The sequence below is a fragment of the Anaerofustis butyriciformans genome (assembly GCF_036289385.1).
In the GTDB taxonomy this organism is placed as follows: Bacteria; Bacillota; Clostridia; order Eubacteriales; family Anaerofustaceae; genus Anaerofustis; species Anaerofustis butyriciformans.
This window is the reverse complement of record NZ_JAYFFH010000001.1, coordinates 343,381-355,287: the sequence shown is the minus strand read 5'-3', so window position 1 is coordinate 355,287 and position 11,907 is coordinate 343,381. Positions and strand designations below refer to the sequence as shown.

Genomic DNA, 11,907 nt, shown 5'->3' with positions numbered 1-11,907 from the left:
TTTAAATTAAAATACTAAATATATCAAATTCTATATTTATTGATATATGTATACCTAAAAAGTATATATAAATTAAAACAAAAAAGACCTGTTAGGTCTTTTTTATAAATTATCTGCCCACATTTCGCACTGTGCCATTAATGTTTTAACTGCGTCATCCATGCCTTCAGGTGGATATTTATGTTTACGTAGAAGTCTTTTAATAATCATTCGCATTTTTGCTCTTGCGGATTCTCTCATTTGCCAGTCTATGGTTTTATTTTTTCTTAGGGTTTCGGTTAATTCTTTTGTAATTGCTATTAATTCATCATTTTCATAAAAATCTTTTATTGCGTTTGGTTTGGTTAATGCATCATAGAAAGCTAGTTCATCCGCAGTTAATCCCATTTCTTCCCCTTGTTTTTGAGCTTTTGATATCTCTTTTGCAAGTTTCAACATCTCTTCTATAACTTCTTCGTTTGTTAACATCCCGTTTAAATATGAATTTAATGAACGTTTTATTATTTCACTAAATTTTTCTGATTTAACTATATTTGTTCTTTTATATACAGAAATTTGTTCATTAATTAATTTTTTCAAAAGTTCTATTGCAAGATTTTTTTCAGGCATTGCTGCTACGTCTTTAAGGAATTCTGGATCAAAAATTGAGAATTCTTCTTTTATATCAGAAAATAAGTTAATTACTCCGCTGGTTTTTATTGAATGTTTTAAAAGCTCGTTTATTCTGTTGTTCATTTCTTTTAAAGAGATTTTCTTATTTACTCCGTTATCATTAAGACGTAAAATAAATACTCTTACCGCATCGAAAAAACATGCTTCTATTCTTTCATTCTTAGGAACGATGGAAGAACAGAGAGATAATGATTGACTTAGAATAAATGATTCTTTCATAAAAGCCTCTTTATCTTTCACTCTCTTTCTATCCATTATAAAGTTTACGGCACTGCTTATAGTCTTTGCTTTTTCAAGTTCGCTTCCTATTTCAAACTTTGAATAATCAAATTGATGGAATAAATCTCTGCATATTTCGAGTTTTTCTACAAATTTTGGATAAGCTACCTTTGAAATGTCTGTATCTCCATAATTTTCTCTATCCCTTGCAGTATAATCGCTCATCGCCTTTTTTAATGCACTTGCAATTCCTATATAGTCAACTATAAGCCCTGCAACTTTATCTTTATATACCCTGTTTACTCTGGCAATTGCTTGCATTAAGTTATGACCTTCCATTGGTTTATATATATACATTGTAGAAAGAGACGGAACATCAAATCCTGTAAGCCACATATCAACAACTATTGCTATTTTTAAAGGGCTTTCATTGTCTTTAAATTCCTGTGCAAGCTTATTTTTATAATTTTTATTACCTATAATCTCACGCCATTCTTCAGGGTCGTTGTTTGTGGAAGTCATTACAACTGCAACTTTATCTTTCCATTCCGGTCTTAATTTTAATATTTGATTATATATTTTCATTGCAATTGGACGAGAATAAGCAACAATCATTGCTTTACCCGTAAGGAGATGTTCACGGTTGTTTTCGTAGTGGTCAATAATATCCATTGTTAAAGAAAGGATTGTTTTGTCGTTTCCTAATATAGCATCTAACTTTCCAAGTTCACGTTTGCTTTTTTCAATCACTTCTTCATCAGCATTAGCTGCCATTTTGTCATATTCTTTATCTATAAGTTGTAAAATATCATCATCAAGATTTAATTTTAAAACCCTGCTTTCATAACAAATCGGTTTCGTTGCTTCGTCCTTAACAGATTGTGTCATATCGTATATATCAATATAATTTCCGAATACTTCCTTTGTGCTTCTATCTTTTTGAGAAATAGGAGTTCCAGTAAATCCAATATATGTAGCATTAGGAAGAGCATCTCTAATCATTCTTGCTGTTCCTACTTTTAGCTTCCCTGTCTTAATGTCTACCTTTTCGCTAAGCCCATACTGTCCCCTATGTGCCTCATCTGCCATTACGATAATATTTTTTCTATCACAAAGCGCTTCTCCTGTCTCTGTGAATTTTTGCATTGTCGTAAAAAAAATACCGTTTGCTTTTCTTCCTTTTAACAATTCTATTAAATTTTCCCTGCTTTCTGCTTGTATAGGTGTTTGTCTTAAAAAGTCTTTACACTTTACAAATTGAGAATACAGCTGATTGTCAAGGTCGTTTCTATCTGTAATAACAACGATTGTAGGGCTGTTTAGGGTTTGATTAATAAGCTGAGCATAAAATACCATGGATAAAGACTTTCCACTGCCTTGTGTATGCCAGAAAACCCCGCCTTTTCCGTCTGTATCAGTTGCATTGATAGTTGATTTTATCGCTTTCTTTACTGCGAAATATTGGTGATATCCTGCTAAAATTTTATAAGATTTTACGCCCTCGTTTGAAAAGCATATAAAATTCTTTATTATATCTAAAAGTCTCTCTTTTTCAAACATTCCTTCAAAGAATGTATCAAATTGAGCGTGTTTTGTGTTTTCATAATCTCCGTCTTTACTCTTCCATTCCATAAAACGGTCTTCGCCTGATGTTATGGTTCCAGCTTTAGATATTACTTGGTCACTTATAACGCAAATTGCATTATATATGAACATTGAAGGTATTTCTTTCATATAGTTTTTAATCTGTCTGTAAGCGTCTGTTACATTAGTTTCTTCTCGAGATGGAGACTTAAGCTCTGCAAGCACTACAGGCAGCCCGTTAACAAACAAAATTATATCAGGTCTTTTTTCACTGTTTTCAATAAATGTCCATTGATTGGCAATGATAAAAGAGTTATTTTCCACATTGTTATAATCTACAAGATAAATGATAGAAGATTTTTCTTTTCCATCTACAAAATATCTTACCGGAAGCCATTTTGCAGATAGTCCATAAAAACAGAGTTTCTTTGTACAAGTTCCCCATTTTCTATATTTTTTAATTTGAATATGGCATCATTTATTGCTTCTCTTGGCATATTTTTATTAATTCTATATAAGCAGTCAATAAGTACATCTTCATATAACGGACTGTGTATGTCTCTTTCTGTATCAGGTCCATATATGTATTCATAACCTAAATTATTGGTAAATAATTCTATTATTGATTTTTCGTAGCTGGATTCGGTGTAGAACATGTTATTCTCCTTTTATTTGAAAAAAATTTTTAAAATTATAGAACTTAAAAACTTCGGTAAAATTTTTATCAATTCAAAAATGAATTCTTTTCTTTTCTCTTTTTCATATTTTTCTTTCATCTCAAAATATGTATAGCCTTTTTGTTTTATCTTTAAATTATCGTAATGAGGTTCTCTGTCAATAGTATATGTACTATTTTCTCCACTAACAAAGCCTTTATCAATTAAATTTTCTAAAGCTATTCCACTCATTCTTTTTAAAAATAAATCTTTATCTTCAATTAATTCTTTAAGTAATTCCTCTGATTCTTCATCGAGATATTCAAATTCCATTTTTTATCTCCTTGTTTGAATTTTTTTCTTGCTTTAATTTTTTCTTTTAACTTACTAACACGAAAAGGCATAATATATAAATATTCAATAACAACAGATATAATAGATGTAGAAAACAGCCATTTTTATTCTTAAAATTATTTAGCATCACCATCTAATATTTTGATTAACTCTTCGCAAGACATAGATTCTAAATGTGGTTTTAAGTTTAAATCATTTAATTCTTTATATGAAATATTTTGGGTTACTATATCTTTATTTAGTAAATATTTATAAGTTACAGAATAACTTAAACCTAAAAATGAAACCGTAATTAACGTTATAGTTATTATTGCAAATATTTTGTTATATGAATTATTTTGCATAAAAATAAATTCTAATATATAACCTATTGCTAAATATCCAAATGCAAACCTGTTTAAATATACTTGTTTAAATCTATCTTTTAAAACACCTGTTAAATCATCTATTTCTTTTGTATTACCGTCTGCGTTTATAATTTTATTTGTATTATAAATATCTTTAATTATTTTTTTTCTATTTGTTGAAAAATTTGAGATTAAAAGAATTAATGAACCTGCAATTTGAAGTGATATTGAAAAGTAATAAAAAATAGACATATATTTTCTCCTTTTTATATTTAATTATATAATATTATTTTGAAGATTTTATCTAAACCTCAACCTCAGAAACATCAATTTCACCGTTCATTAATTTTGGTAAGAGAGTGTCTCTAATATCTTCTAATTTCTTTATTTCTCTTGTTTTGTAAGAATTATTGAAAAAATAGGTTTTATAATATTATCAAACTTATTGAGAATATCATTTGTTGGCAAGTAGGTTGGATAATTTTTCAAAATATCTGTTTTAAGATTTGTAAAAACACTACCATTACCTAAAGACACTAAGTTATTGCGAATAAGTGTAAAATATAAATATAGATATTCATTTGAGAATCTAGATTGTGGAAAATATAGCCAACCGTCGTGTATACAGGTATCTATATCAAGTATTTTAGGTAATCCAGGAGTAGCACTATTTGATAAAACTAAGTTACCAGATTTAAGAAAAACTGTTTTTTTTAATCCGTCTTCTATGATATACTCTTTTATTTTATTTATAAATGGGGAGTTAGTGCAAGTTGCATCAGATATTTTTAACCAATGAAGTCCGCTTGTAGATAAAAACTGACTAATGGGACGTGGTGAACCTCCACGTTTTATTTTTACAAAATCTCCTAAAACACCATTTTCCCAGTTTAATGGAACTTTTCCTTCAAACGGTTCAAAATCAATAAACCACGATTTAAAAATCGCCTTAGCTTGCTCTTCCAACTTCTCATTTATTTTTTTGTTTATATCAATTTGGGCACTTATACCATCAAGAATAGAAACAATTTTTTCTTGTGTTTCTTTTTGTGGAAGAGGAAAATCTAAATCCACAAAATCTTTTTGGTATAGGTGTGGAATTACACTCCCTTCAGTACGCATTGTAATAAATGCTTTGAAATAATGTGAACACAAAAAATTATATATAAATCTTGTGTTTATTATTTCCGGTTGAAGATTTCGAATTACAAATATGCCTGAAGCAACAGTTGTAGGTTGTTCAAGTTTATTAATAAATCCAATTTTCCCAATAGTTCCGTCTTTGGAAATAAGGATATCTTCTTCTTTTAACATTATTTCCGGTGACTCGTCATAGCGTTCCTTAGTTATAAATCCGGCTTTATCCCAGTTTATGCCGTCTTCAGTCAATGCTTCTCCATTGATTATGCGATACTCACTATGTTCTAGATATTCACTTTTCTTTAAACCTTTCCAACCAATACGACCTTTTATATAAAGGTATTCGCCTAATTTAACAGTATTATATTTCATACCCAATCCTCTCCAAGTTCTTACGTATTTCTTCTTCAAGTTTATGGGACTGTTTGAACATTTGCGATAATTCTTCCGTAAGTCGTTTCATTTTTTCTTCAAAAGGTTCATCGTCTTCCTCAGTTTCTTCTATTCCAACATATCTGCCTGGTGTTAAAATATAATCTTGTTTCTTTATTTCTTCTAAATCTGCCACGTGACAAAATCCTTTTTTATCTTCAAGGGTTCCTTCTTGAAATGCTGAAAATGTATCAGCAAGTTTTTTTATGTCTTCATCTGTAAAGTCTCTGTGTTTTCTGTCTACCATATATCCCATATTACGGGCATCAATAAATAAGGTTTTCCCTTTTTGTTTTTTATTTCTTGTTATAAACCAAAGAGTAACGGGAATTGTTACGCTGTAAAATAACTGTGTAGGCATGGAAATAATACCTTCCACAAGATCTGCTTCAATTATATTTTTTCTTATTTCACCCTCTCCAGAAGTCATGGAAGATAAAGCCCCGTTTGCAAGAACTAAACCAATTTTTCCGTTTGGTGCAAGGTGATGTATCATATGTTGTATCCAAGCATAGTTGGCATTACCTGCAGGAGGTGTTCCAAATTTCCAACGAACATCATCCTTTAATTTATCCTGTCCCCAGTTTTTAAGGTTAAAAGGAGGGTTTGCCATTATAAAATCTGCTTTAAGGGTTTTATGCAAATCATTAAAAAATGTATCTGCATGATAGTTTCCAAGGTTTGCATCTATCCCTCTTATTGCCATATTCATTTTCGCCATTTTCCATGTATCGGCATTGGATTCTTGCCCGTATACTGATATTTCTCCTCTGTTTCCACTGTGTGCTTCAATAAATTTGGCACTTTGAACAAACATTCCCCCTGAACCACAGCAAGGGTCATATACACGGCAGTTTTTAAAAGGTTTTAATATTTCAACTATTGTTTTTACTATGCTTGCAGGAGTATAGAATTCACCGCCTTTTACTCCCTCGTAAGCCGCAAATTGAGCTATACAGTATTCATATGTTCTTCCAAGCAAATCTTTGCTGTTATGGGTTTCATCCATTTCCATATTTGTGAATAAATCAACAACTTCCCCTAAAACTCTCTTATCAAGGTCCGGGCTTGCATAGTTTTTAGGTAAAACATTTTTTAATGTTTTATTTTCTTTTTCTATTGCTATCATAGCATCATCAATAATGCTTCCTATTTCCGGAGTATGCGCATGTTCGACGATGTTATTCCATCTTGCTTCTTTAGATACAAAGAATACATTTTCCATTATATAAGCATCTTTATCATCTTCAAACCCATCTCCCTCTTCAACAAGTTCATTGTATCTATTTTCAAATGCACTTGATATATAACGTAGGAATATAAGCCCTACTATTACTTTTCTATATTCAGCAGCAGGAATATGTCCCCAAAGAACACAGGCAGCATCCCATATTTGTTTTTCAAATCCAATATTTGCATTATTGCTTTCTGACATTTTTATTTCTCCTAAAATAAATTAATTATTTATAAAATTTTCGATAAATACTAATTAATTATATCATATTTTTACTTTAAAAAACAAAAAAAGCCGTGATACATCACGGCTTTTCATTACATAATCATTGAAAGAGAAATTCTTCCTTTCTTCTTATCTACATCAGTAACGGTTACTTCAACTATATCCCCTGTTTTAAGTTTATCGCTAGGGTGTTTTATAAATGAATTTGATATTTGAGAGATATGAACAAGTCCGTCTTGATGAACTCCTATATCTACAAAAGCTCCAAAGTCAACAACGTTTCTAACCGTACCCATAAGTTTCATACCTACGATTAAATCTTCCATTTCCATAACATCGCTTCTTAAAACAGGTTTTGGAAGTTCATCCCTTGGGTCTCTTCCAGGTTTGATTAATTCTTTTAGTATGTCTTTAAGTGTTGGTATACCTATTTCACATTCATTTGAAATATTATCAAGACCAATTTTTTCTGCTTCTTCTGTTATTGATTTTATGTTTTCTGTGTTAATGTCTTTTAGAGTATGTCCTGTAAGTTCAAGAACTTTCTTTGCCGCTTTGTATGATTCAGGGTGAACTCCTGAGTTATCAAGAGGGTTTGAACTTTCTGCAACTCTTAAGAAACCTGCACATTGTTCATATGATTTCTTACCAAGTTTTGGAACTTTTAAAAGCTCACTCCTTTTTGTATACATTCCGTTTTCTTCTCTATATGCTACGATATTTTTAGCAACGGCACTGCTTACTCCCGCAACATATTCAAGTAGCGATACAGATGCTGTGTTAAGGTCTACTCCAACGCTGTTTACGGCACTTTCTACAACACCCGTTAATGCTTCATTTAATTTAGCCTTTGGCATATCGTGCTGATATTGTCCAACTCCTATGCTTTTTGGGTCTATTTTTACAAGTTCTGCAAGTGGGTCTTGAAGTCTTCTTGCAATTGAAACGGCACTTCTTAAGGCAACATCATAATCAGGGAATTCTTTTGCAGCTAGTTTTGAGGCTGAATAAACTGATGCTCCGGCTTCACTTACAACAACATATTGAACCTTTGTGCCTTTTATTGTATCGGCAACAAATTTTTCTGATTCTCTTGATGCTGTTCCGTTACCTATTGAAATAACTTCAACATTATGTTTACTTATTAAATCTTTAATTATCTTTTCGCTTTCTTCAATTTTGTTGTGTGGTGGTGTTGGGTAAATTACGGTTGTGTCTAAAACTTTTCCCGTTCCGTCCACTACGGCAATTTTACATCCTGTTCTATAAGCCGGGTCAAGACCAAGGGTTACTTTGTTTTTTACAGGTGGCTGCATTAAAAGCTGTTTTAGGTTTGTTGCAAAAGTTTTTATTGCACTTTCGTTTGCGCTTTCCGTTAAGTCGCTTCTTATTTCTCTTTCAATAGACGGAAAAATTAATCTGTCGAAAGCATCAATACAAGTTTCTTCTAAATATTTATATGCACTGCTTTTTGTGTTTTTTATAATGTATTTATGTATTATATTTAAGGCTTCATCTTTATTAATTTCGATTGTAACCTTTAAAAATCCTTCTTTTTCTCCTCTGTTTAAAGCTAAAACTTTGTGTCCTTGAAGTCTTTTTACAGATTCTGAAAAGTCATAGTAAGTTTGATATACGCTGTCTTCATCTTTAGTATTTTTACTTATTATTTTACCTTTGTTTCTGATTAGTTTTTTAAGCTCTTTTCTTATATTTGCATTGTCTGAGATGTTTTCAGCGATTATGTCTAAAGCGCCTTTAATGGCTTCATCTTCGTTATTAACGCCTTTTTCTTCGCTTACATAATCTTTTGCGATTATTTTTATATCCTCTAAATCTGCTTCCTGCGAAAGGATAATATCGCTTAAAGGCTCAAGACCTTTTTCCTTTGCAATTGATGCTCTTGTTTTTCTTTTAGGTTTGTAAGGTCTGTATAAGTCTTCAACTTCAGATAATGTATTTGCGTTATTTATTTCTTCTTCAAGTTCTTTTGTAAGTTTATCAAGTTTCTTAATAGAACTAATTACTTCTTCTTTTCTTTCTTTTAAGTTTCTTAAATAACCAAGTCTTTGTGCAACCTCTCTTAAAAGCTGGTCATCCATTGAACCTGTAAGTTCTTTACGGTATCTTGCTATAAAAGGAACAGTATCCCCTTTATCAAGCATTTCAATTACATTTTCAATGTGTTTTGGTTTTCTGTCAAATTCTTTTGATAATATATTTATTATTTCTTGCATGTTTTACCTCTTTTATATAATTTACTTCACTAAATAATTATTTTGTGAAGTTCTAAACGAATATGTATTGTACCATTATCATATATACCACTGTTGAACCGAATATACTTATAAAATTATTTCTTTTCCATACATGTAGCCCTATTGCAAGTATTACACAGAATATTTCAGGTATTCCATAAGGATAAGAAATAAGAGAAGTATCTTTTAGGCAGTATATAAGTAACATTGCCATCATTGCCGGCGGAAGAACTTTACCAAGATGTAAAACCGTATCATTTGGTTTTTTGTTTTTTCCTGAAAAAAGTACAAAAGGAACGGCTCTTGTAAAGAAAGTAATTCCACTCATTATTATAATTGCCATTAAACCTTGAAAGAGAGTATATTTATTCATTTACTATCCCCTCCTTTTCAAGTTTTTTCCTATCTCCCATTAAAAGAATCATTATTGCTATGATTGCAGGTATCATCATATTGTCAGGCCCAAAAATAAATAAAGCTACTAAAGCACAGATACCTCCTATAAAAATCGGTACTTTTGATTTAAGGTTAAACCATTGTTCTGTGCAAAGAACGCAAAATAGTGCTATCATGGCAAATGATACACCTTCTGTGTTTATATTTATAAGTGAACCTATGGTTGCACCAAGAATTGAACCTATAATCCAGTAAGAATGGTCTAAGATAGATATGTAAAAATAGTAATTTTCTACATCGTCTTTTACACTTTCAGGAACGGTTGAAGAAGTTAATAGCGCATATGTTTCATCAGTTAAACCAAAAATCATATATACTTTCTTAAAAAAGCTTATATCTTTGAATTTTTCTATTAAAGAAAGTCCATAAACCATATGTCTAAAATGAACAAAAAGTGTCATAAGTGCAACACTTATCATACTCATTCCTGTTTGAAACATCATAACAGCCAAATATTGAAGTGTTCCTGCATAAATTACAAGGGACATTCCCCCTGCCCATATAAAATTAAGCCCGATACTTTGCATCATAAGTCCGAACGCAAGCCCGATAGACAAATATCCAAGAAGTACCGGCATTGTTACTTTAAAAGCCTCTTTAAATGTCTTATTCATGCTATACCCCTTTAATTTACTAAACTTTTTCTATTATACCACACAAGACTTTGAAATTTCAAAATAATGTAATATAATTGTTTATATAATTATTTTGGAGGTAAAAATGGCTGATTACAGTAAAGAAATGTCAAATAAATTAAACATTAAGCTAAGAAAACAAATTGAATATCTTCCTTCATTTGCAAATACATTTTTTAGAGGAATTTCCGCGAACACCTCCATAAAAACGAGAATAGCTTATGCGATGGATTTAAAAATATTCTTTGAATATTTAATAGAAAATCATCCTAAATTTACACATTATAAAGATATAAAAGATATATTTTTAAGTGACCTTGATTATATTAAGGCAGTCGATCTTGAAGATTTCAGCGAGTATCTGTCTTATTACACAAAAGGCCATTATAAAAACGATGAAACAAAGGTAAGTTTATCTAATTCAAACAGAGGAAAAATGAGAAAACTTTCCACCCTTCGTTCTTTTTATAAATACTATTTTAAAAAAGAACTTATAAAAACAAATCCTACAGTGCTTGTTGATTTACCTAAAAACTACGAAAAGCCAATTGTAAGATTAGAACCAAATGAGGTTGCAAATCTTCTTGATGAAATAGAAAGCGGGAATAATTTAACACCTTCCCAGCTTAAATATCACAACAAAACAAAAGTAAGAGATCTTGCAATTGTTACTTTGCTTGTTGGAACAGGAATTCGTATAAGTGAATGTGTCGGAATGAATATAAACGATGTGGATTTTGACAATGACAGTTTTGTGGTAACAAGAAAAGGTGGAAATAAAACAATTCTTTATATGCCAGAAGAAGTTAGGTCTGCCCTGCTTAGATATCTTAAGGAAGATAGAGAAAAAGTTGATGTAGAGGAAGATGCTTTGTTTTTATCCTTACAACACAAAAGAATGACTCAAAGTTCAATTCAAAAGATGCTAAAAAAATATACAAAGATTGTAGTACCTCTTAAAAATATTTCACCTCATAAATTAAGAAGTACATACGGAACAAATCTCTATAAAGAAACAGGAGATATATATCTTGTTGCAGATGTTCTTGGACATAAAGATGTAAATACGACAAAAAAACATTATGCCGCAATTGAGGAAGAAAGAAGAAAAATTGCAGCTAGAGTTACAAAGCTAAGAGAAGATTAATATAATTTAAAATATACTAAAAAAAGACTGCCAGCCAGTCTTTTTTTAGAGTTTACAATATGTTTATATTATCCCTAAAGAGGGTCGGGAGCTGATGTGTATCGAACATATATTCATGTTAAAATTATATATTAGATAATTTGTTCGATTGTTATGTTAAAAAAAATAAAATTAATAAGTTGGAAGTTTAATTGTCTGTCCGACATTTAAAGAATATCCTTTATCAAAATTATTTAATTTCTCAATATTATATATAGTTTCTCTTACATCTGTTTTTTCATCTGTAATATTTTGTGCTATATCCCATATAGTATCGTCTGCTTGAACGGTATAAACTTTATAATGTACATCATATAAGTTTTTAGCTTTAATATTATTCATAAAAGAAGGAATCATAGCAATTATAAACATAATCATAACAGTACAAATGATTCTTTTTCTTAATCTTGCTTTTCTTCTTCTTATCATTCTCATTCTTCTTTGTTTGTTTAAATTATTTCTTTGATTCATTTTTTTGTCCCCCTATTAATATAAAAGAACTTTTGTTC

The 11,907-nt window shown here is 30.4% G+C and carries 9 protein-coding genes and 1 pseudogene; 1 reads left to right on the top strand and 9 read right to left on the bottom strand.

Translation table 11 applies throughout. The annotated features are described in order from the left end of the window. Positions 1-102: 102 nt before the first annotated feature. From V2W16_RS01760 to V2W16_RS01725, 8 genes and pseudogenes are all read right to left on the bottom strand, one after another. Positions 103-3,131: pseudogene (locus tag V2W16_RS01760) on the bottom strand (type I restriction endonuclease subunit R). 12 nt (positions 3,132-3,143) lie between these two features. Then, on the bottom strand, positions 3,144-3,464 hold the full coding sequence (locus V2W16_RS01755) for a hypothetical protein (protein ID WP_329380451.1): 321 nt from the start codon (positions 3,462-3,464) through the stop codon (positions 3,144-3,146). Positions 3,465-3,601: 137 nt separating this feature from the next. Then, positions 3,602-4,084: a hypothetical protein gene (locus V2W16_RS01750; RefSeq protein ID WP_329380448.1), complete on the bottom strand. Its 483-nt coding sequence runs from the start codon at positions 4,082-4,084 to the stop codon at positions 3,602-3,604. 132 nt (positions 4,085-4,216) lie between these two features. Beyond that, complete coding sequence (locus tag V2W16_RS01745) at positions 4,217-5,344, bottom strand: restriction endonuclease subunit S (protein ID WP_329380445.1); 1,128 nt, start codon at positions 5,342-5,344, stop codon at positions 4,217-4,219. Continuing rightward, positions 5,334-6,839, bottom strand: coding sequence for a class I SAM-dependent DNA methyltransferase (locus V2W16_RS01740; RefSeq protein WP_329380442.1), 1,506 nt, complete (start codon positions 6,837-6,839; stop codon positions 5,334-5,336). Before V2W16_RS01740 ends, V2W16_RS01745 begins: the two co-directional genes overlap by 11 nt. A gap of 116 nt (positions 6,840-6,955) precedes the next feature. Beyond that, on the bottom strand, positions 6,956-9,100 hold the full coding sequence (locus V2W16_RS01735; RefSeq protein ID WP_329380438.1) for a Tex family protein: 2,145 nt from the start codon (positions 9,098-9,100) through the stop codon (positions 6,956-6,958). 52 nt (positions 9,101-9,152) lie between these two features. Further along, positions 9,153-9,494, bottom strand: coding sequence for a branched-chain amino acid transporter permease (locus V2W16_RS01730; RefSeq protein ID WP_329380434.1), 342 nt, complete (start codon positions 9,492-9,494; stop codon positions 9,153-9,155). After that, the gene (locus V2W16_RS01725) at positions 9,487-10,191 is read right to left on the bottom strand and encodes an AzlC family ABC transporter permease (protein WP_138268973.1); all 705 of its coding nucleotides are present in this window, start codon (positions 10,189-10,191) and stop codon (positions 9,487-9,489) included. Before V2W16_RS01725 ends, V2W16_RS01730 begins: the two co-directional genes overlap by 8 nt. A 106-nt stretch (positions 10,192-10,297) precedes the next feature. Here V2W16_RS01725 and V2W16_RS01720 point away from each other — a divergent pair, with 106 nt between their 5' ends. Continuing rightward, positions 10,298-11,359 (top strand): tyrosine-type recombinase/integrase, encoded by a 1,062-nt coding sequence (locus V2W16_RS01720; protein ID WP_329380428.1) that lies wholly within the window; start codon positions 10,298-10,300, stop codon positions 11,357-11,359. A gap of 171 nt (positions 11,360-11,530) precedes the next feature. On the opposite strand, the gene V2W16_RS01715 is transcribed toward V2W16_RS01720, so the two are convergent. Continuing rightward, on the bottom strand, positions 11,531-11,869 hold the full coding sequence (locus V2W16_RS01715) for a LysM peptidoglycan-binding domain-containing protein (protein ID WP_138268971.1): 339 nt from the start codon (positions 11,867-11,869) through the stop codon (positions 11,531-11,533). Positions 11,870-11,907: the final 38 nt, after the last annotated feature.